The sequence below is a fragment of the Paenibacillus sp. J53TS2 genome (assembly GCF_018403305.1).
Taxonomy (GTDB): Bacteria; Bacillota; Bacilli; order Paenibacillales; family Paenibacillaceae; genus Fontibacillus; species Fontibacillus rhizolycopersici.
Genome location: NZ_BOSK01000006.1, coordinates 25992 through 47829, shown reverse-complemented (window position 1 = coordinate 47829; position 21838 = coordinate 25992). Strand labels below are relative to the sequence as shown.

General features: G+C 52.2%; 21 protein-coding genes. 6 read left to right on the top strand and 15 right to left on the bottom strand.

The features are described 5' to 3' along the window. Window positions 1-2: 2 nt before the first annotated feature. From KJS42_RS14330 to KJS42_RS14320, 3 genes are all read right to left on the bottom strand, one after another. Window positions 3-809 carry a carbohydrate ABC transporter permease gene (locus KJS42_RS14330; protein ID WP_193417346.1) on the bottom strand — a complete coding sequence of 269 codons (807 nt, stop codon included), beginning with the start codon at window positions 807-809 and terminating at the stop codon, window positions 3-5. Beyond that, the gene (locus tag KJS42_RS14325; protein WP_213623382.1) at window positions 809-1648 is read right to left on the bottom strand and encodes a carbohydrate ABC transporter permease; all 840 of its coding nucleotides are present in this window, start codon (window positions 1646-1648) and stop codon (window positions 809-811) included. Before KJS42_RS14325 ends, KJS42_RS14330 begins: the two co-directional genes overlap by 1 nt. 213 nt (window positions 1649-1861) lie before the next feature. After that, a complete protein-coding gene (locus KJS42_RS14320; RefSeq protein ID WP_193417345.1) occupies window positions 1862-3166 on the bottom strand; it encodes an ABC transporter substrate-binding protein in 1305 nt (434 codons plus the stop codon). 172 nt (window positions 3167-3338) lie between these two features. On the opposite strand from KJS42_RS14320, the gene KJS42_RS14315 reads away from it, so the two are divergent. Then, window positions 3339-5078 carry a sensor histidine kinase gene (locus tag KJS42_RS14315; protein ID WP_213623254.1) on the top strand — a complete coding sequence of 580 codons (1740 nt, stop codon included), beginning with the start codon at window positions 3339-3341 and terminating at the stop codon, window positions 5076-5078. After that, on the top strand, window positions 5075-6598 hold the full coding sequence (locus KJS42_RS14310) for a response regulator (RefSeq protein WP_213623253.1): 1524 nt from the start codon (window positions 5075-5077) through the stop codon (window positions 6596-6598). The genes KJS42_RS14315 and KJS42_RS14310 overlap by 4 nt, the downstream gene beginning before the upstream one ends. 73 nt (window positions 6599-6671) lie before the next feature. Here KJS42_RS14310 and KJS42_RS14305 read toward each other — a convergent pair whose 3' ends face one another. The 6 genes from KJS42_RS14305 to KJS42_RS14280 all read right to left on the bottom strand — a co-directional run bounded on the left by KJS42_RS14305 (window position 6672) and on the right by KJS42_RS14280 (window position 10808). After that, a complete protein-coding gene (locus KJS42_RS14305; RefSeq protein ID WP_193417342.1) occupies window positions 6672-7184 on the bottom strand; it encodes an HPP family protein in 513 nt (170 codons plus the stop codon). Window positions 7185-7198: 14 nt separating this feature from the next. Further along, complete coding sequence (locus KJS42_RS14300) at window positions 7199-7567, bottom strand: hypothetical protein (protein ID WP_213623252.1); 369 nt, start codon at window positions 7565-7567, stop codon at window positions 7199-7201. 31 nt (window positions 7568-7598) lie between these two features. After that, window positions 7599-8507, bottom strand: a complete 909-nt coding sequence (locus KJS42_RS14295) for a pyridoxamine 5'-phosphate oxidase family protein (protein WP_213623251.1) — start codon at window positions 8505-8507, stop codon at window positions 7599-7601. Window positions 8508-8625: 118 nt separating this feature from the next. Beyond that, window positions 8626-9252, bottom strand: a complete 627-nt coding sequence (locus tag KJS42_RS14290; RefSeq protein ID WP_193417339.1) for a CGNR zinc finger domain-containing protein — start codon at window positions 9250-9252, stop codon at window positions 8626-8628. Window positions 9253-9300: 48 nt separating this feature from the next. Further along, window positions 9301-10092, bottom strand: coding sequence for a TrmH family RNA methyltransferase (locus KJS42_RS14285; protein ID WP_213623250.1), 792 nt, complete (start codon window positions 10090-10092; stop codon window positions 9301-9303). A 41-nt stretch (window positions 10093-10133) separates the two neighbouring features. Then, window positions 10134-10808, bottom strand: a complete 675-nt coding sequence (locus KJS42_RS14280) for a potassium channel family protein (RefSeq protein WP_155606134.1) — start codon at window positions 10806-10808, stop codon at window positions 10134-10136. Between the two features lie 145 nt (window positions 10809-10953). Here KJS42_RS14280 and sspI point away from each other — a divergent pair, with 145 nt between their 5' ends. Further along, entirely contained in the window at window positions 10954-11190 is a 237-nt protein-coding gene (gene sspI, locus KJS42_RS14275; protein ID WP_193417338.1) for a small acid-soluble spore protein SspI, read from the top strand. Window positions 11191-11258: 68 nt separating this feature from the next. Here sspI and KJS42_RS14270 read toward each other — a convergent pair whose 3' ends face one another. The 4 genes from KJS42_RS14270 to KJS42_RS14255 all read right to left on the bottom strand — a co-directional run bounded on the left by KJS42_RS14270 (window position 11259) and on the right by KJS42_RS14255 (window position 16313). Continuing rightward, on the bottom strand, window positions 11259-12842 hold the full coding sequence (locus KJS42_RS14270) for a peptide chain release factor 3 (RefSeq protein ID WP_155606133.1): 1584 nt from the start codon (window positions 12840-12842) through the stop codon (window positions 11259-11261). A 160-nt stretch (window positions 12843-13002) separates the two neighbouring features. After that, window positions 13003-14553, bottom strand: coding sequence for a glucose-6-phosphate dehydrogenase (gene zwf / locus KJS42_RS14265; protein ID WP_213623249.1), 1551 nt, complete (start codon window positions 14551-14553; stop codon window positions 13003-13005). A gap of 172 nt (window positions 14554-14725) precedes the next feature. Then, the gene (locus tag KJS42_RS14260; protein WP_213623248.1) at window positions 14726-15475 is read right to left on the bottom strand and encodes a spermidine synthase; all 750 of its coding nucleotides are present in this window, start codon (window positions 15473-15475) and stop codon (window positions 14726-14728) included. Window positions 15476-15500: 25 nt separating this feature from the next. After that, window positions 15501-16313, bottom strand: coding sequence for a YwmB family TATA-box binding protein (locus tag KJS42_RS14255; RefSeq protein ID WP_213623247.1), 813 nt, complete (start codon window positions 16311-16313; stop codon window positions 15501-15503). Between the two features lie 69 nt (window positions 16314-16382). On the opposite strand from KJS42_RS14255, the gene KJS42_RS14250 reads away from it, so the two are divergent. The 3 genes from KJS42_RS14250 to KJS42_RS14240 are packed head-to-tail and all read left to right on the top strand — an operon-like array spanning window position 16383 to window position 20103. Continuing rightward, complete coding sequence (locus tag KJS42_RS14250; RefSeq protein WP_213623246.1) at window positions 16383-17474, top strand: GerAB/ArcD/ProY family transporter; 1092 nt, start codon at window positions 16383-16385, stop codon at window positions 17472-17474. Continuing rightward, window positions 17471-18961, top strand: coding sequence for a spore germination protein (locus tag KJS42_RS14245; RefSeq protein WP_213623245.1), 1491 nt, complete (start codon window positions 17471-17473; stop codon window positions 18959-18961). Before KJS42_RS14250 ends, KJS42_RS14245 begins: the two co-directional genes overlap by 4 nt. Continuing rightward, on the top strand, window positions 18958-20103 hold the full coding sequence (locus KJS42_RS14240; protein WP_213623244.1) for a Ger(x)C family spore germination protein: 1146 nt from the start codon (window positions 18958-18960) through the stop codon (window positions 20101-20103). Before KJS42_RS14245 ends, KJS42_RS14240 begins: the two co-directional genes overlap by 4 nt. Window positions 20104-20125: 22 nt before the next feature. Here the strand turns inward: KJS42_RS14240 and KJS42_RS14235 are convergent, their stop codons facing one another. Both KJS42_RS14235 and KJS42_RS14230 read right to left on the bottom strand, forming a co-directional pair. Next, a complete protein-coding gene (locus KJS42_RS14235) occupies window positions 20126-20779 on the bottom strand; it encodes a response regulator (RefSeq protein WP_155606127.1) in 654 nt (217 codons plus the stop codon). Further along, the gene (locus KJS42_RS14230) at window positions 20754-21836 is read right to left on the bottom strand and encodes a sensor histidine kinase (protein ID WP_193417335.1); all 1083 of its coding nucleotides are present in this window, start codon (window positions 21834-21836) and stop codon (window positions 20754-20756) included. Before KJS42_RS14230 ends, KJS42_RS14235 begins: the two co-directional genes overlap by 26 nt. Window positions 21837-21838 lie beyond the last annotated feature (2 nt).

The window sequence follows — 21838 nt, the reverse complement described above, 5'->3', positions numbered from 1 at the left end:
CATTAACCCTTCACCGCTCCGTCTGCCATCCCTTTAATGAAATACTTCTGCAAGAACAGGTAGACCACCGTCAAAGGCATCATGCCCATCAAACAACCGGCCGCGACCCAATTAATATTGCTCTGGTGCTGACTGATAAACATCGATAAGGCCACAGGAATGGTTTGTCTTCCCGATTTCTGCAGGAAGAACACGGAGAACTGATAGTCGTTCCAGATTTGCACGCCAACGACAATAATGATCGTTGCTACGATCGGCTTCAGCAGCGGTAAGATGATCCGGAAGAAAATCGAGTACCGACTGCAACCGTCAATCAATGCGGCTTCATCCAGCTCTTTTGGCACATTCCCCATAAATCCCGTAAGCAAGAAAATCGTGAGCGGCAAAGCAAACGTCACTTGCAGCAGGATGATCGACCAGTATTGGTTCAATCCTCCGATATCCACGACGAACTTGTACAAAGGAACCAAAATGGTCAAGCTCGGTACCACCAGACACGAAATGCACAAGGAATAGATAAAGCTGTTCCATTTCGTCCGGTTGCGGGCCAGCGGATAGGAGGCAAACGCGCCGACGAGAATGACGAGGAGCACCGAGAAGACCGTGACGGTCAAGTTCGTCATGATCGCTTTATCGATATGAGCCCGCGTCCAAGCATTCACGAAGTTATCCCAGTATAACGTCGATGCCGGCTGCCATTTGCTGCTGGTATCCTCCGGCGGCTTGAAGCTCAAGTTGATAAGCAAGTAGAACGGAATCAGATGAATCAGACAGATCAAGCTAAAGACAACTCGTCTCGCCGTTTTCATTACGCCCGCACTTCCTTTCTACGCAGGAAATGCAGTACGGTCAAGCTGAGGACGCAGATGAGCAGGAACATCACGTTCCCCATGGCTGCGGCATAACCGGCATCCTGTCTGGCGAAATACAGGTTATACATCATCGTGGACAAGGATTGGGAAGCATAACCCGGCCCCCCGTTGGTCAAAGCGACGATAACGTCAAACAACTTCAGTCCGCCGATCAGATTAATGACGACGTTCACAGTAATGGCTGGCGCTAGCAAAGGCCAGGTCACATTGGCGAAACGCCCCCACCAGCGGGCACCGTCGATTTGCGCGGCCTCGTAATATTCTTTCGGAATCGACTGCAGTCCCCCCAGGTAGATGATCATGGCGATCCCCAAATATTGATAAGTATTAACGAAGGTAATGATCCAAACCGCTCGCGAACCATTGGCTAACCAGTCTGTCGGTTCCATCCCGAGCAGAAGCATGATATCGTTAAATGCCCCGCCGTCATATTGAAAAATAAAGTAGAAAATATAACCCATAATGAGCGGGCTAATAATGACCGGCATATAAACGATCGTCCGTGCCAATCCTTTGCCCCGGATCTTGCTGTCCAGGAACAGGGCATATGCAAGCCCGATCAGGTTTTGCAGCAGGGTGCTGCCAACACCGTAGATGAGCGTATTTTTCATCGTTGTGCCGATATTTTTGTCATGAAACATCCGGGCGTATTTCTCGAAGCCAACCCAGCTATAATCCTGGGAATATCCGTCCCAGTTGGTGAAGGAGATTTGAATCCCCTTGATTAAGGGGTAAAGGATAAAGACGCCGAATAACAGTAGCGCCGGCAAATACATGAAGTTTAATGCGGTTGTTGATTGGAAAAATGTTCGAAGAACCCCCGGCTTGCTGAGATTTGACCGAGATGGGCTTGCGGGTTTGATGGGTTCTGCTTGCACGGTTTCTCCCCTCCTCTTGGTTGTTGCGCTTTATGTCTGTTTGTCCCTCACTAAAGGGATAGCCCGTGCAGTTCATGCCGCCGGGCTATCGATCTTTAGTGCGGGTAGAACTTATTTATCCGCCGCGCGCAAGCGTTCATATTCGTTTTTCATATTCGTAGAGAACTCTTGAACGGTAATCCCGCCGGCCAACAAGTCTTGACCGTTCTTGCACAAGACGTCCCACATGCCGTTTGGCAGATACTCGCGGTCAAAGAATGGGATGACGCGCAGGTTTTCATACGTTTTGAAATCCTCGGTAAGATCGCCCAAGTTTACGTCGACACCCTTCAGGCCGGCTGGCAAGACCATCGCACCCGCTACTCTAGCGACATTCTCCGGTTTCGCATAGAAGCTTACGAACTTCTTGGCTGCTTCAATATTCGGAGAATCTTTCCAAACGCCCCAAGTTGTCTTCTCCCCGCCGGCAAAGGTTGGTGTATCCCCTGGCTCGATCGAAGGAATCGGCAGCAAACCGCCTTTTACGTCTGGGTTGGTCTTCTTCGCTTCTTCTATAATGTATGGACCGTAAGCGAAGAAAGCGGCTTTCCCTTCCGCAAACGCTTTCGCAGAATCCATGTATTTTGCGGTAAGCACGTCTTTGTTCAAGTATCCGTTCTTTTGCAGATCCAGCAACATCTGAGGCAGTTTATCGAATTGAGTCCAATCAAAGGTGCCATCGAGAAACTGTGCCGCATAGTTTTGTTCCGCGCTAATGAAAGCCGGAGTCGCGAAGTAATCGAAGAACTGTCCGAGCGGCCAGGAATCCGCGCCGCCTACATGGAACGCCGTCACTTTCCCCTCGCTTTTCGTCTTGATTTCCTCAGCAGCTTTCATCACCTCATCCCAGGTTTGCGGGACGGCGATGCCATACTGCTCCAGGACAGCCTTGTTATATACCAAACTCGATTTATCTTGATCCATCGGCAAGACATACACTTTGCCGGATTCATCCGTCACCGCTGGTTTGATCGCATCGTGGAGCTGGGAAGCCCACTCTTCGCCTTGAAGATCCGCCAAATATTCGCCGTAACGGACCTTGGCCCAGCCATGCGTTCCGAATACATCTGGCATTTCATTGGAAGCCATTTTGACTTTCATAATGTTCTCATAGTCTGCGCCAGGTGCACTGAAATCGACCTTAATTGAAGGATTTTCCGCTTCAAACTCTCTGGCAATCGCTTCGATTACCGCACCTTGCTCCCCGGCAGGGGTGCTGGACATGACGGTAAGCGTAATTTTCTTGTCGCTTGGCTTGTCACCGGTCGAATCAGCCGGCGCAGCTGAGTTATTGCTGTTGTTGCTCGAACCGCAGGCCGCGAGCGACAGGGAAAGCGCTAACACAATCCCGAGCTGTAACCCTCTTGTTCTTTTCATGAGTATCCCCCTTATATTTTGTAAGATTGCCTTACGAATCCATCATAAAGGTAAACCCCCTTTTTTTGTACGACACCATTCTCCAATGAAAGCGCTCTTTTCTACACTCCCACCGTTTCTAATTGACGTTTGGGCAGAAAGGAAGCTAAGGTTAAAGGGAAGGGGGAGGAGCATGCGCTTTTTTCAAACGCTTCGGTTTAAACTTACGATTCTCTACTTGCTGTTTATCGTCGTTCCCTTTGTCATCTCCGCCTTTGCCCTTCCTTCTTACATTAAAGGGATGCTGATGCGAGAGACGCAGAAATTAACGATATCCACGATGAATGCCGTCTCAAAGAACATCGAAACCTATCTGGACGACCTAGTCCGTTTATCCACAATGCCTTATCTAAACGATGATTTGATGTCTGCATTGAAAATCAAAGCGAACAATACCTACGAAACCGCTAACGATTATATCAAATTAACCACAGACCGAGCTCTTAAAGGAACGCTGCCGCAATACCTGACGAATACCCGCCCGGATATCTTGAGCACGTTGATTGTACCGGTCAAGGGGCAAGCTTATTTGACGTCGAAGGGTTCGATTTCCCTGAAGCCTGACTTCATCTTTCACACGCAAGATTGGTACCAACAGGCATACAACGGCGATGGACAAGCGGTTTTCATCAGCTCGCATCCCCAGGACTACCTAAACTTGGAATCCGTACCGCAAGCCTTCTCGGTGGCCCGTTTGATTAAGGACCCGGACACGAGACGCCCACTGGCGGTGATCATGGCGGATGCGGATAAGAAGGTGCTGGAGAAAATCGCCAGTGACGTTGACTTTAACGTCTCTTCCATCGTCGTGATCCTGGACCAAAGCGGGAACACCCTATACGCCAACCAAACCGTGCCCGAAGAGCTGAAAGAGCAATTATCCTCTTTTCGCCAGAAAGATCAGTACGAAAGTAACAACTATTTAGGCATTTCCAAAAAAATCAGTCCCGCGGACTGGCGAATCGTCGTGTTTCTGTCCAACCAGGAGAAGAAGGACCAAGTTCGGTGGATTTATATCGTCGCGCTCCTGCTCACGGCGGCTGCCCTATTAGTCACCTTCGGCGTATTGATTTATTTTACCCGCTGGATTGTGAAACCCTTCAAACGGATGAATCATGTCATGCACAAAGTAAAGAGAGGCGACTTGTCCGAGCGGTACACGTTACCCGGCAACGATGAGATTGCGCAACTCGGTCATTCTCTCAACAGCATGGTTTCCCGCCTGGATGAGCTCATCAACCAGGAGTATTTAGCGAAGCTCGCCCAACAGGATGCCGAATACCGGGCGCTGCAATCGCAAATTCAGCCTCACTTTTTGTATAACACGCTGAACGGATTTATCGGCTTGAACCGGGAGGGCCGCGCGAAGGAACTGGAAACGGCGATTATCTCCTTGAGTTATATGATGCGCTACAGTTTGGAGCCGGTCCATGAGACAACCCTTGAGAAAGAGCTGGACATCCTGCGTAAATATTGCATGCTGCAGCAATTACGGTTTGATGATCGGTTGGCATTCCAGATCGACTGCGACCCGGACGCCGCTTCATTCACGATCCCGAAGCTGCTGCTGCAGCCATTGGTCGAAAACTGCATCATTCATGGCGTAGAACCGGCCGACAAGGAAATGGTATCCGTATCGGTACGGGCTCGAAGAAGGGAAAGGGATTCGCAGGACTACATTGAGATCGTGGTCAAGGACGACGGCGTTGGGTTTGACCCTTCTGCCTCTAATTCCGAGGACCAAATTGGATTGTCCAATGTCCGAACCCGTCTGACCATGAGTTACCCGGATGCCGTGATGGAGGTGGAGAGCCGGCCGGGTGCCGGAACCACCATCTCGATTTATATTCCGACGAAGGAGTACTCCCTATGAAAATCATCATCGCGGATGACGAGAAGCTAATTCGCTCTACCTTAAGAAGTATGTTGCAGGAACTGGAGCTTAAGAACTTGCCATGCCAGCTGATCGGAGAAGCCCGAAATGGCGAGGAATTGCTAGAGTTATTGCGTAAAGATACACCGGATCTCGTATTCGTGGATATCAAAATGCCGAAGCTTGACGGCATCGAGGCTATTCGGATCGGCAAGACGCTCGCTCCGCAGGCGAGCTGGGTCATTCTTAGCGGGTTTATGGAATTTGATTACGCGCAGCAGGCGCTCCGGCTGGGAGCCAGCGATTACTTGCTGAAGCCGGCCGAGCCGGAGCAGCTGGAGAGATGTGTCCGGGAAGCGATGGAAGGACGCGAACGGGATACCCAATTCCTTGATTATGAATTCGAGCACTGGTTATCGAACCGTTATCGGGAGTTCCAAACGGGGACGGGGACGCAGCCGCTAGACCCCGCTTATGAAGGTTATTGCTTTTTCGGCGTGCTTTTCTATGGAGTTCACCGGAGTAAGCCGTCCGCTTCCCGGTTAAACGATCTGGCCTTGACCATTCAACAGGCTGCGCAAAAGCATGCCCTGGCAAAAGGAATTCGTTGCGGACATCTGCAATTGAGCGAGGATAATCTAACCTCCGTCTGGGCTTGGCCGACTTCGGGCGCTGGATCGAACGACGAGGTTCACCAAGCCCTGCAGCGCCAGATTATGATGGCCCTTGGGCAAGGTCGCCATGGGGAGATGCTCTTCTTCCCAGTGACGGTCCTGCCAAGCGAGAACTGTCTCTCGGTGCGCGAACTGTTAGGACAGCTGGAGGAACTGCATGCTGCTTCTACGCTTAGAGCTACCCTGCCGTTAAACAAGCTATATCCCTTGGCCGAGCTACGTGCTGAGACATCCAGGGAAGATGTTGCCGCCCTCGGCAGGTCGATTCATCAACTCATCGGCTTATATCAGGACCGAGATTATGTCGGTTATCTCAACAAATTATCTGCGTTCGGTAAGCAGCATTTGCCTGGGTTGCAAGGGGATCCCGTGCGTTTTGAACGGATCACCGTCTTTTTGAGAGAAGCGATCTGTCCTGCCCTTCAGGTGGAACTTCCGCCTGCAGAATGGATCGAAGCCCTCCAGCATCAAGGGGACCTCCTATTGATCCAAGAGGGGAAAGGTGCCGCTGCCGCAAGCGGTGACCTTGTGAAGCGGGCGATGGACTACGTAGACGAGCATTATCAAGAAGATATTTCCATCGGCTCTTTGGCGGAGGAGCTTCAGGTGACCCCCAATTATTTGAGCTCATTATTCCATAAAAAACAAGGCATCACCTTCGTCAAATATGTCACTAGCATCCGTATGCTGAAGGCCAAGGAATTGCTCCTGACCGAGCCGGACGCTAAAGTTCAGGATGTTGCCCAACGCGTAGGCTATTTCAGCTCCCGCCACTTTACCAAGCTGTTTGTCGATTACTATGGCTGTTATCCTTCCGAAATCCGCAAGAAGTTGGGGGATACCTAAAAAAGACCGGAAGAGATCTTTTCAAGCAGATCCTTCCGGCTTTTCGTTTTTGATTCTTTGTTTTCCGCCTCAACTAATACCAAAAGGTAGGGTACTTGCGATGACGATGCAGGTTATTGATAATTATCGCGATAACCACGATAAGAACAGAACCCACAAGTACGGGTGTAACTAGAAACGACCACCCGCTGCCTGCAAGGATAACCACTATCGGATCAGCCCCCGCGGGCGGATGCGTTGTTTTCGTCAACATCATGGCTGCAATGGCGCTGCCGACTGCCAAACCTACAACCCATACACCGTCGCCGAAAAGATGAAAATAGACTAAACCAACAAACGTAGAGACGAGATGTCCTCCTATGATGTTCCGTGGCTGCGATAGCGGGGCGTCCCAGATCCCAAAAGCAAGTACACAACTCGCTCCGAAAGGAGCCATGATCCATACGGCAGAAGTCATATCGGTTAAGAGGGAAAGCAAGGAAATCGTGACCAGGCCGCCTACAAAACCCATCCCTGCGTTTCCCGGCACCACTTTTAGCGGGCTGCTTCCAGCCCCCTTCATTTTATGTAAATAGGTTCGGATCATCCCGCAACATCCCCTTACAGTACAATTGGAAAATACCCATCTTTTATATATTGGGCGAACGGAAGATGTCCTCCCGTGTTTTCATTTCCGACAAGCGGCACGCCAGCTTCCTGCATTTCATCCGCGGTATCGAAGAATCCGGAACATGCTTGGCAGCCGCCTTTGACGATCCCCGACTTCATCGCTTGCTTATACACAGCGTTGAACGGGTGTTCCGCCTTACTGAACTCATTCGGCCACGCCGTCCCTGCACTGTCGAAGAGGATATCCACTTCAAAACCTTCCTCGTGAAGTTCATATCCATACAGCAAGCCGTGAACAGCCTTCCCTACATCCTGTTGATTCGCTTGAATAATGATCACAAATTTATTGGGTATTGTCATTGAAGCCAACCTCCTGATTATCAATTAGTAATTACGATAATGATGGACTTGCCGGGGAAAACTCGTGAAATTCCCACATGATCGGCGTATCGTTCTCGATGTGTATCACTTCGTCGATCGTGTACCTGACAAGCCTTTCCGCCCCTGGAACCCGGGAAATCTTCGCCTTGTCCCAGATCGTCTCGGCACGTCCGCTCAGTTGTAGCGAATGCCCGCCGTTAAAATCGATAAACAGCAGCCCGGCAGCCGGATTGCTGTACAAATTGCCGAGCGTGTTATACATGGAGTTGCCGAAATAATCCGGAAAAAGCAATGTTCGATCATCCTCAATCTTCACAAATCCCGGCTGCCCCCCGCGATGCGAGGCATCCATTTTCCTTTCCGAACTGGCACTGCCGATGAAGAAAGTATCAGCCTGTCGGATCCAATCCTGTTGTTCCGCATTGAGGGCATCCCCGAGATGGGACAATCGTTCCCTCCGGTAGGATCCGCTGCTTGGTTGCAGCGAACGCTTCTGTATATATTTGGGGCAGTTGCCGTATGCCTGTTCGACCGTTACCCGAAGCTGCTCCCCGTCATATACACCCTTTCCATTGATTCTCATCCGAATTCTCCGGAAGAAGTCGATCGCTAAAAGACCAATATCGGGACGGTCCTGCAAGTCACGCCAGATGGGGTCGCTCGTTGCCGGTTGAGAGGTCACGGTAAGTTCCTTCTCCGAGACCACGTGGATGAACCCCGGTTCACCCGTCAAAAACGAACACCATACTTTCCCGTCATTTGCCATGGTGGAACAAACGGTCAGCGATTGGGTTCGCAAAAATGAACCAGCACCTTTAACGACAACAGACTTGACGCTCGCGCCGTTCCGTTCCGCAACGATTTGTTCTCCGGCCAACGCCTGAACCGCCAATTCCCCGGCATGGTACACGTCACTCATCGTCACACCTCATTTTTAACCTCCTTATCTTACTAATGGGTATTATATATCGTTTTTATTAACCTGTAAATAATCGTTTTGGATATTAATAAAAATAAACAAAAAAAACCCCGGCTCCTCATCCGGGGTTCTTGGTTTCTTCATTCTCCGCTCGTTTTCGTCTTTCCAAATAGGCAGCCACCTTCATTCGGTTCCCGCACGTCTTCTGGCTGCACCACCTTCTGGTGCTATTCTTGCTGTTATCGTAAAAATGCAACACGCATTGGGGATTTTCGCACTTTTTTACCAATCTCAAATCATACTTCGTTAATAAATCCACCGCAGCTTCCGCGACGGGTAGAAGCAGGTCGGCCGGTCTCTGGGCTTCAATGTGCCGAACCGAAAAGAATTGGCCACCCTGTTGGAGCAATGTTGTTGTGATGACCTTGCTCCTAAGGAATCGGTTAACTCGCTCTACCTCTTCGAAGGCTGCTTCCGCCCCTTGCATCCCCTGTAGGAGGATGGCATGTAGGGCCGTCCGCAGTTCGATGGCTTCCTCGACCAATGAACTTCCTGCCCTCCATTGGGTTACGGAATCCGTTGGTTGATCGACGAGTAAATCGGTTTGATTCAACCAGTTCCATACATCGTCTGACGTTTGCAGCAGATCCACGAGTTTCCCGTCGGCAACTACCTTCGTATTCATAAAATCCAAAGCAAGGTGGTTCCCTATAAAGCAAAAGGACGGAGCTATCTTTTTCGGCATCCTACCGCGCTCCTTATTTGCATTTTATTTGCTGACCAAAGGCTTGCCTTAACGATAATGCCGCTGCCGCATCGCCTCATACAGCAGGACGGACGCGGCCATCGCCACGTTCAGCGATTCGGCCTGGCCGCGCATCGGGATGAGCAGCCCGTCGTCCATCAGCCCGCGGACTTCCGGGCTGAGGCCGCTGCCCTCGCTGCCGAACAGCAGCCACACCGGCTGCGTGAAATCGTAAGCGAAGCAGTTCGCGGCCGCCTGCAGGCTTGTGCCGGCCAGGCGGATGCCCCGCTGCTTCGCCCGTGGCAGCACCTCTGCCAGGTCGCCGTGCACGACCGGCAGGTGGAACAGCGAGCCCATGGTGGCGCGCAGCACCTTGGGCCCGTAAATGTCGGCGCAGCCTGCGCCGACAATCACCCCGTCCGCCCCGACCGCGTCGGCGCTGCGGATGATGGTGCCGACGTTGCCGGGATCCTGCACGCCGTCCAGGACCACCACCAAGCTCCGCTCGAGGTCCAGGAGCGGAGCGATCGTCCCGCGGTCCTTACGCACGACCGCGAACACCGGCTGCGGCGACTTCGTATCGCTGCACTTGGCGATCACGGCGGCGGACACGCCGATCCAATCGACGTCCAGCCCTGCGGACGCCGCTGTCTGCAGCTCGGCTGGTATGCCGCCGAGGGTGTCGTAGCAGACGCATTCCACGTCCGCCCGCGCCTGTAGGGCCTCCTGCACCAGATGTAGGCCTTCGATTAAATATTTGCCTTGCTTGTCCCGGTTTTTCTTCTCGAGCAGCCCCGCCCATTCCTTGACGCGGGGGTTCTGCGGAGACAATATTTCCATACCTACTCCATCCTCAACCAATGTTTTTCCGACCGTTTGTCCTAGGACTCCGCGTAAGCCAGCTCCAGCTTCGTCAAATCGTTTTTCTCGCCGACGATAACAAGCACATCTTCTTCCGTCAGCCGGTCTGTTGCTGCCGGAGAAATATTCATTTTGCTGCCCTGCTTGATCGCCATCACGTTGCAACCAAACCGTGCGCGGATATCCAGCTCCTTGAGGTTCTTCCCGATCATCTGCGAGCTAACTCGCATTTCCACGATGCTGTACTCGTCCGATAATTCGATGTAATCCAATATGTTCGGGGATGTAAGATGATGTGCCACCCGAAGCCCCATATCCCGTTCCGGAAAAATGACCTTATCGGCCCCAATTTTTTGCAGTACCTTGCCATGCAATTCGTTCTGCGCTTTTACGACGATAAGCGGCCCGCCCATATCCTTCAGAATCAGCGTCGTTAAAATGCTGGCCTGGATATCCTCGCCGATGGCCACAACGACGACATCAAAGTTGCGAATCCCGAGTGCACGAAGCGCATCTTCATCGGTGGAATCTGCGGAAACCGCGTGTGTCACTAGATTCGCCACAGCTTGCGTATGATGCTCGTCGGCATCGATGGCCAGTACATCAAATCCCATGTTGCTGAGTGCAGTTGCCACACTTAATCCAAACCGGCCCATCCCGATGACGGCAAACTGTTTTTTGGCTGCATTTGCCATACTCTCACCACCCATAACATAATTCTCATCCGAATTAGTATACCACAATCCCGCAAAGAGCCGCTTATTTACAAGCTTGCATGTTCATGAAACCGATCGGGCAAATTAACACCGGGCAATCACATATTTCAAGGAGGGAAAAAACGTGCCATCCATTACACTCGACCTGCGTCAAGCGGTTATGCACAAAATCCACGGCCAAGACGAGCAGGGGCTGCGGGAGATGATCGAAGGCTCGATTGATGCTCAGGAAGCCGCGTTGCCTGGCTTAGGTGTCGTTTTCGAAACGATCTGGAAGCATATCGATACGTCAGAACAAAATGAACTGGTATCCGTGCTCAAGCAGCAAGTGGATCAGGCCAGCCTCAAACCGTTGAAATAGAACTGCCCGCTAAAACAAAGACCGCCTGTTCAAGGGCGGTCTTTGTTTTAACTAATGCGTATCGCCGATTAAGGCGCAGTTTCCAGGAACTTGGCATCCGGATTCTTCTCCATGGCCGTCCGCATCGCATATTCGTTTTCGAACAATGCAACGTAATTGCCTTTCTTGTCCTTCACCAGCGTCGAATTGATCCGGAACTTGGACGGATCGATCTTGTCGCTTACGATCCAGCGCGCGAACTGAAACGGCATCCGCTGCAGCTGCACATCCACCCCGTATTCGCCTTTCATCCGGTACTCGAACACCTCGAACTGAAGCTGCCCGACCACGCCAAGCAACGTGTCTTCGAAGCCGACCGTCGTGAATACCTGGATCGTACCTTCTTCGGTCAACTGGTCGATACCCTTCTGGTATTGCTTATGCTTCAGCGCGTTCTTCACCGTCACCTTGGCGAAGATCTCCGGCGAGAACGTCGGCAGCTCGTCAAACACGATTTCGCTGCCTTGGCTAAGCGAGTCGCCGATCCGGAAAATCCCTGGGTCAAATAACCCGATGATATCCCCCGGGTAAGCCTCACTGACGATATCCCGGTCCTGTGCCAGGAATTGCTGCGGCTGGGACAATTTGATTTCCTTGCCCGCACGCACATGCTTCACGGACATGCCGCGTTCGAACTTGCCCGACACGATGCGCAGGAAGGCGATCCGGTCGCGGTGGGCCGGGTTCATGTTCGCCTGGATTTTGAATACATATCCCGAGAACTTCTCGTTTGTCGGTTCGATCATGCCTTGCGTGCTGCGGCGTGGTTCCGGCTTAGGCGCTAGCTGCAGGAAATTGTCCAGGAACGTCTGCACGCCGAAATTGTTGACCGCGCTGCCGAAGAATACCGGCGTCAACTGCCCGCGAAGAACCTTCTCCAAATCAAAGGGATCGCCTGCGACATCCAGCAACTCGAGGTCCTGGCACAGTTGATCATGAAGATAGTCGCCTGCCATTTCACGGATCACAGGATCGTTATAGCTCTCTACCTTCTTCACCTGGATCGTGGAATGGTCGTCGCCCTGGAACAGCTCTACCTGATTCTTCATTCGGTCATAAACACCGGATAGTTCGCGGCCCATCCCGATCGGCCAATTCATCGGTACCGAGCGGATACCCAGCACCTGCTCGATTTCCTCCATCAGCTCAAACGGGCTCCGACCCTCCCGGTCCAGCTTGTTAATGAAGGTAAAGATCGGAATGCCCCGTTTGGCGCACACCTGGAACAGCTTGATCGTCTGCGCCTCGACGCCTTTAGCCACGTCGATCAGCATGACAGCGCTGTCCGCCGCGGTCAGCGTACGGTAGGTATCCTCCGAGAAATCCTGGTGACCCGGTGTATCCAAAATGTTCACCCGATGGCCGTTATAATCAAACTGCATGACGGAAGAAGTGACGGAAATCCCCCGCTGCTTCTCAATTTCCATCCAGTCACTTGTCGCGTGTTTACTCGCTTTACGCGCCTTGACCGATCCGGCGAGGCGAATCGCGCCGCCGAACAGCAGCAGTTTTTCGGTTAGCGTCGTTTTCCCGGCGTCCGGGTGGGAAATGATCGCAAACGTGCGCCGTTTGTCCACTTCCTGCTGCAGCACTTGGTCCAATGCTTTGCTCATGCTCACTTTCCTCTCGTTCCACAAATTCACGTTCTCTATTGTAACATATTTTGTCCTTCCGTTAAGCAAAAACACCTTATGTCCTCGCCGGGACATAAAGGTGTTTCCAGCTACCCCTATTCTATTCGCCCGCCACCCTTTCGGGTGACGGGGAGATCCATTAATTCGGACTGATCCAAATGACGTTGTCTTCCTCCTGACCGTTCACCGGCCACCAGTGGAAGCCATCCTTCGCAAGCAGCTCATCGGCTTCCTTCGGTCCCCAAGAACCGGCAGGATACGTGCTGATGTCGGACGGATTTTGCGCCCAGGCTGCAGCGATCCGATCAACGAAGGCCCATGCCGTCGCTACTTCGTCCCAGCGGGTGAAGTAGGTCGAATCCCCTTGCGCTGCGTCATGAATCAGGCGTTCATAAGCCTCTGGCGAGTTGATGCCCACCAGGCAGCTTTGGCAGAATTCCATCGCCAACGGTTCAATTTGCGATTCCGAACCCGGCTTTTTGGCATTGATTTTCACGTAGATGCCTTCCATCGGGTTCACGCGAATGACCAGCAGATTCGGCTCTAATGTATGTTTTTGACCGAGATAAACATTGGTTGGCATCTGCTTGAATTCCACGACAACTTCCGTTGTCTTGACGGGGAGCCGCTTCCCGGTGCGGATATAAAACGGTACGCCCGCCCAGCGGAAATTGTCCACGAACACTTTGGCCGCAAAATACGTTTCCGTGTTCGAGTTCGGGTCAACCTTGTCCTCCTGACGATAGCCCGGCAGCTTCTTGCCTCTAGTTTCGCCTTCGGTATATTGCCCACGCACCACGTATTCCTTGACTTCCTGAGCCGAATCGTAAGGCCGCAGCGATCGCAGTACCTTCACCTTCTCGTCACGGATGTCCTCAGGGAACAAACGGCTTGGCGGCTCCATGGCGATCATCGTGAGCATTTGCAACATATGGTTCTGCCCCATATCGCGCAGCGCACCGGCATGATCATAATACCCGCCGCGTTCCTCTACGCCGACCGTTTCGCTCAGCGTAATTTGCACATTGGCAATATGCTTATTGTTCCATAGCGGTTCAAAAAAGGCATTCGCAAAGCGAATCACTTCAATGTTCTGGACCATTTCCTTGCCGAGATAGTGGTCGATCCGGTAGATTTCCTCTTCCTTAAACACCTGGCTCAATTCTTCGTTCAGCTTCTGAGCCGATTGCAGGTCATAGCCAAACGGCTTCTCAATCACCAACCGATGCCAACCGCTGGTGCTCAGCATGCCGCCCTTCTGCAGGTTAAAGGATACGCTGCCGAACAGCTCCGGCGCCAGCGCCAGATAAAACAAACGGTTTCCGGGAATGCCAAATCGCGTTTCCACGGATTCGGTCAATTCTCTGAGCTCGCGATAGCCATCAACGTTATTGATGTCCAGCGACTTATAGGAGAAATGTTCGGCAAACCGAACCCATTGTTCCTTGTCACTGATCTTATATCGGCAAAATTCTTCGATAGAACGATAGAGATCGTCCTTGAATTCCTCGTCTGAACGCGGACGCCGGGCCACGCCAACCACGGCGAAATCCTCGGCCAATTTGCCTTCACGATATAAGGAATAGATGGCCGGGAAGAGCTTGCGGCGCGCCAAGTCTCCGGTGGCACCAAAAATGAAAAATACCGCCCCTGGGGGCCGAACAGTTTCCTGAGTTAGATTTTCAGCCATGGCTCCTCATTCTTTCTATGTAAGATTAGTGATGGTTCATTTAATTCCCGATCAAGTACATGTCTTTACATGGCATCACGGGATGTGATGCCATTTTAGCATATTCGCTACTTGGATGCCATCATATAAATTTCAGAAAACAATCGCTTTTCAGAAACTTATGCAAACCTTTCTACGAAGTCCTGTCATGAATAAGATACCCCGCTCGAGGCTTGATCTCTTCAAAACCTGCCATGTGGTGGGTTTGATAGGTGATCGGCTTGTGGCTACCCACAATCATCATATTTCGCTGATCATGAGGTTGATCCGTCGGCAGTGTAAACACCCGAACACAGGTCATCACTTCCCTCAATGTCGAGGTCAGTGCAGCAACCCACGTGTCGTCGGCTCCCCGGCCGAACACGTTCAGAAGTAATAAACCTTCCGGACTCAACCTCTCCGCGGCAATTTGAAAGAAACCTAACGACGTCAAATGGGACGGCGTACCCTGTTCGGAAAAAGCATCGACAATAATTCCGTCGAAGATTCCCGGGTTCTCCTGTTCCAGCAGGTAGCGGCCGTCCCCGATTCGCACCGAATCTCCCGAATAACCGAAATACGTTCGGCTAATTTCCGCCACAAGCGGATCAATTTCCGCCACCATGACACGAACATCCTTCAAATGACTGGCCAACGTCCCCGCTCCCTGGCCGATCATGAACACCCGTCCTAGCGCCGGAACGTGTTGCCGAAGTAGATACAGCATCGCGCGCGGATATTCTAGTATGATCCGTGTGGGCTGGTTCATATCCATAGCGCCCTGCACCGCTTCGCTAGCGAATTGCAGGACGCGAAACAAACCACGCTCTCCATACAGCTCGTCCGTTTCATAGACGGAGATTTCCGAGTAGCGGCTTCGTTCATGCAGCAGCAGACGTCGCACCAGCTTCTCGCCTCCTTGATTTTCACTAATATTCCACGGTCAATAACGGTGTGCCGATCGTGATCTCATCCATTCCGATGCCGCTGTTTCGGTGGACCGCTAATTGCAGCGCCACGCGACGCCCGCCGCTTTGGACAGCAATCGGGAAGGCGTCAACCACGTAGGTGCGGCTAGCCGTTTGCTCGTCTGCAAACTCTTCTGCCTGCTTTAATTTAAGTTTGGGTATTTGATTGATTTTAGCTTCCAGTTTGTCGAACGTGACCGTGAGCTTGGCCTCCCCGGAATTCGTCTCCCCATTGGCTGCAACCGCAGGCCAAGCCACGCCCTGAACGGCTGCGTTCCAATCGGTTTGGACCCCTTCATCCGCCAGGGATTCCCCTGCGATCCGCTGCGCTTCCTGTAGACGCTCCAATGCCGCTTCTTTCCCACCTACCGCTTCCAATCGAAGCATCGCGTAGTACGTGCCTTCCGCAAGGTTTGTCAGCTCCAACTCCGCCGGAAAACCTTCGATATGACCCTTGGCCTCATAAACCGCGCGCCCCTGAACGGATCCTGCTTTCGGGCTCGGCAATCCTAACCGGCTGGCTAACACACCGGCAGCTTCTTCCGGAGAAAGCAGCGAGCTCCATTCTCCCTGCCATTTCAACGTCAGTTGAAAGGGATTTGACGTCACCGCTTGGCCCATAGAATACAAGGCGGCCAGTTGCAACTCCGCCGCTTCTAGCGGGCCCGGGGCGGTGGCTTCCCGCCCCGTTTCTTTTATGCGCTGCAAACCAACTAGCAGCATGGCGCAAATGAGGATCAACAAACCGATATTCCATAACTTACGGTTTTGCATGCTACGAACCTCCTCTGCGAATAATAAACCATGAATAAAGAGCCAGAACATTTCAGATGGGAGTAGTCTATGATCCGCTCACCGAAGCCAACGAAACTTCATGCCATCATGACCTTGATGCTCACCATCGGGATCACCAACCATGTCTTCATCATACCCGCGTTGCTGCAAATGGCCAAACGCGATGCCTGGTTCTCCGTGCTCCTTGCTGCTGTACCTTTTGCGATTATGGTGTGCTTGATTGGGTTCGCTTCGTCTCAGATCGGCACTCAGCCCCTTCCCGAATGGATTCGCCAACAACTCGGGCGAATTCCTGCTTTTTTGTTTCAATGCATCATCACTGTTTATTTCTTTGCAACGGCGTGGTCTAGTTTATTCGATACCGTCATGTGGATGAAAGTAACGTTCCTACCGTATACCCCAGTACTCGCAACCTCGTTGATTCTGATGCTATTATGTTTCTCCGGCGCTTTAAAGGGGATGAAGACGATCGCCATCGCCTCCGGAATCCTTCTGCCGCTCGTCGTGCTTCTCGGCTTTTACGTCGCCATCGTCAACATCGAATATAAAGATTACAGTCTGCTATTCCCCCTATTCGAACAAGGGTGGAATCCGGTCTTCAAGGGCGTGTTGTACGCCTGTTCCGGATTGTTCGAAGTGTTCTTTATCTTCTTTCTTCATCCTTATTTGCCGGCGCCGTTGGACAAGAAACGGTTTATCGTGTTTGCGTTCATTCTCTTTGGATTAACGCTGGGACCCTTAACCGGGGCGATTGCCGAATTCAATCCGTTTGAGGCAGCGATCCAACGATATCCGGCTTACGAGGAATGGAGAATAGCCGGTTTCGGCAAATACGTATCGCAAACCGACTTTTTTTCCATCTATCAATGGTTGTCGGGAAGCTGCATCCGCATTTCGTTTGCTCTCATCGTCATCGCCGACATGTGGAAGCAACGCTCCACCCGATGGAGACCGTCTTTGCTCGCCATCCTTGCCGTCATTCTCGTCCCGTTAAGCTGTTATACCTTGTCCGACATCGCGTTTCAGCATCTGATGATCCGGTACGTCTTCCCCGCGAACGCCTACCTCATCTTATGCCTGACGTTAATCATTGCCGTTGCCGCCATGTTTAGATCACGCAAGAAAGGACGAACTGCATGAACCCCAGCGACCGGCCCTCCGGCCAGCATGAAGACCCTATTGACATTCCGTTTCTAAAAAAATACTTCCAGCATTCGGCCGACGTCAAGATCCGCCGGTTCGATGCCGATTCGGATCATAACCATCCGATCACCCTCATCTACTGCGAACCGATGACGGACATCAAACAACTGAACGATACCGTCTTTCCGCGTCTGGCCGACCTGTTTCGCGAACAGTCCGACCCCGGAGTCGAGGCGATAAGTCACAATCATTATTTGCCGCTGAACTCGATCGAAGGACCGGACCTGCTGAATCATCTTTCGCAACAGGTCTACTCCGGTATGCTGGTCATTTATTTTGAAGAGAAGCAAGCCTTCTTCACCTTGAATATCTCCAACCCGCCGGGTCGCTCCCCGGAAGAGGCCAGTACCGAAGCGGCCGTCAAAGGAGCCCGTGATGGATTCACTGAAAATCTGACGACCAATATCGGTTTGATCCGAAAACGGTTGCGCACCCCCTCGCTAGGCGTGGAAGAGATCCTCAAAGGGACGCGGGGAGAAACGCGAATCGCGCTGTTCTATATTCAGGATATCATCAACCCGGAAATTCTCGAGGAAGCACGGAGTCAATTGAACGGGATCCAGACCGACGCGATCATCGGCACCTCGTTTATAGAATCTATCGTGAAAGGGGCAAATAAAAGAGCGATTTTCCCGCTAACCGACTACTCGGGAAGACCGGACTACGTTTGCGATGCCCTGTTGGCGGGCCGTTTCGCCGTATTGGTCGACGGGAACCCGATCGCCATCGTCGCACCTGTTACGCTCATGAACCTGCTGATCTCTCCGGAAGATGCCAGTACTCCATTTTATATCGTATCGGTGCAAAAAGCGTTGCGAATTTTCGGACTTACGATCGGATTATTTCTGCCGGGCTTTTATGTGGCACTGACCAGCTTCAATTTGGAGCAAATTCCCGTCCCTCTGTTGGCGACCATTAGCAATTCCCGGCACGGCTTGCCGTTTCCCGTCCCTTTTGAGGCCTTCATCATGTTATTTCTGTTTGAAATTTTCAACGAGGCAGGTAAACGCTTGCCCCAGGCCATGGGACAAACGATTACCGTCGTAGGCGGTTTGATTATCGGCGATGCTGCGATACGCGCAGGGATCACTTCGCCGACCATCATCGTTGCCGCAGCTATCTCGATCGTGGCCAGCTCGACATTGGAGAATCAGACATTAAGCGGGACGGCTGCCCATCTCCGAATTGCTGTCCTACTCTTGTCCTCCATATTCGGTATGTTCGGATTCTTAATCAGCTTTATCGGATTGGCCCTATACCTCTCCTCCCTGGAGTCCTACGGCGTGCCTTATCTCTCCCCGTACTCCCCGTTTGTCAAAAGCGACTTTGTCGAAGCCGTGCTGAAGAAACCTTCGGACTCGATCCATAAAAGGCCGCGTATCCTTCATCCGCTCGACAAAATCGCAAGGAGGGATGATCCTTGAGAGCCGCACTGGCGATCCTCGCCCTTATCCTATTGCTGACGGGTTGTTGGGATATGAAAGAAGCGCAAAACATCAATTTCATCACCGCGCTGGGAATCGATTACGTTGAAGGCCGTTTTATCATCTATACCCAATTGCTGGACTTTGCGGAAATTGCAAAACAAGAAGGCACCGTTAAAACGGGAGCCGGTAAAGTGTGGATCGGTAAAGGCGAGGGGAGGACGATCGACGAGGCGTTGAGCTCCCTCTATTCCGCCTCCCAGCAACGAACGTTTTGGACCCATGTCCGGGCAGTTGTCCTCTCCCGTGCGTTGCTCGACAAGCAGTTACCTGACGCCGTCAACGGGTTGATCCAAACCCGCGATCTTCGGTATACACCTTGGGTATTCGGGACCCATCAGAAGATTCCCGAAATATTTTCGAGCATTTCCCTTCTAAACGAATCGGTCTTGAATTCGGAACTGCTTGATCCCGAGGAAATATTCAGGCAGTATTCCTTCGTTGAGCCCATTCAGATCATTAAACTGATGAACGGCATTAAGGAACCGGCGGTTACGGCGTTATTGCCTCAGATAAGCTGTACGAACGAGGTCTGGAAGGGGGAGGGCAAACCCGTTTCCCAAGTGAAGCTTACCGGCGCTTATGCCATCGCGCAGGGTTCGAACCGCGGACTCGTTGATCCAACAATGCTTCAGGGCGCGAGGTATGTCGCTTTCAATAGAATGGTCAAATTCCCGTTGACTCTGACCTTGGAAGATGGTACACCGGTGACGCTTAGCATCATCCATAGCCATTCGGACATCGGTCTCAGCGAAGGAGACGAGAACCCTAAGGTTCGCATTCGGGTACGGATCAAAGCCTATATCACGGAGGCGGGCACGGCCACGAGGGTCACCGCCGCCGCCATCGATGAGCTGGCGGAGAAGAAAATTGAACAAGAAATCCAGCGTTCCTTCACGGCAGCGAAAGCAAAAAAGATCGATCTTTACAACCTGGAGGAGAAGCTGTACCGCCATGACCAGGCGCGTTGGAAAGAGCTAAGTTCCCGCGGTAAGCCGCTAATCTCCTTGATGGAATTGGACAAGATCCAAGCCGAAGTGACCCTCGTTCATTCCTCCTCCTATAAATTGCTGAACCGGTAAAAAAACGGTTTGTCGGAGATGATTACTCCGCCAAACCGTTTTTATAAGCGTAAATAGCCGCCTGGGTGCGATCCTCAACCCCCAGCTTTGCCAATATATTGGTGACATGGAACTTAACCGTTTTGATCCCGATAATCAGATCATCGGCGATGTCTTGATTGGATTTGCCTTGGGCCAGCAAACGCAGAACATCCATTTCGCGTTCAGTTAGCTCCTCATGAGCCGGAGCCTCCACCTTCGGCTGACGAAACCGGTTCATCATCTTGGAAGCGACCTGCGATTCCAGGACCGATTGGCCCCGGGCCGCAGCACGGATCGCCTCAGCGATTTCGGATGCTCGCGACGTTTTGAGCAGATAACTGAAAGCTCCGGCTTCGATAACAGGGTACATCTTCTCGTCGTCCAGATAACTGGTAAGCACGATCACCTTGCAGTCCGGATGCTGCGCGAGCAGTTGCCGGGTAGCTTCGATTCCGTCCATCCCCTCCATGACGAGATCCATCAGCACGACATCCGGCCGGTATTCCTGCGCCAAGCGAATTCCTTCTTCCCCGCTGCTGGCCTCTCCGACGACCTCGATGCCGTCTTCGGTGCCCAGCACCGCCGCCAGGCCGATTCTCACCATTTCATGATCATCCACAAGCAGTACTTTAATCTCCTTGTCTTCCATCTCCATGGCTGATCTCTTCCCCGCTTTCTTCATTGATTAGTGGAACGGTAATCTCAATGCGCGTCCCTTTGCCGGGCGCGGTAATAAACTGAATCGATCCGCCGATTTCATGGATGCGTTCCTGCATGGTGGACAGACCGTAGGAGGCCTGCTTCTTATCATCCAGCTCGAAGCCGATGCCGTTGTCGCGCAGCGTCACCTTGACCGCTTCGCCCCGGCGGTGGATCCGGATCTCCATCTTGTCCGCCTTGGCATGTCGCAGCGTATTGGACATCGCCTCCTGAATGATGCGGAACAAATGGTTCTCGATGCCCTTGCCTAAGCTCAAATCCTCGTCCATCTCGAGCGTTAAATCCATCGGGACCTTGGTTTTCAATTCCTTGACCAAATCGCGCAAGCCTTGGGACAACTCCTTGCCTTCCAGGTAAACCGGCCGCAAATGAAGTAATAACGCTCGCATTTCCGACTGGGCGACCGAAGCCATTTCCTCGATCAATTCCACCTGGCGCTGTGCCCTGTCGAAGTCCTTCTCCAGCGTTCTCCCTACGGCCGTGGCCGTCATCGAGATGGCGAACAGCTGCTGGGACACGGCATCATGCAGCTCACGAGCGAGCCGTTGCCTCTCCTCCACAATGGCTGAAACTCGAGCCTGCTCGGCTAATTGGGCATTATGCGTCGACAATCGCTGAAGGGAAGACACTTGCTCCTCCCAGCGTTTACCGATCCGCTCCAGTTGCTCGGCCAGTCGGCCGAGTTCATCTTCGCCGAGCTTTGGAACGCTCCCGGTTTGGTTGCCTTTCTCCCATTGCAGGAGCGCTTCGCGTAGTCCGTCAATTTGGCGTTTGGGACGATATCCCTGAATTAAGCCGTAAGCCGCACCGATGATGATCAGCAGCGATAGTAGCGTGACGCCGGCCTTAATCCCCGTCCTCCAGGACGTTTGGGGGTGAAAATACCCGTATGTATACAGCACGTAAAAGGTGGCCGCCATCATAATGACAGACAGGAGAATTCCTCCGCGCATGCTGCGGGATACCATATTGCTTGGCTTTTTCGATTTCATGC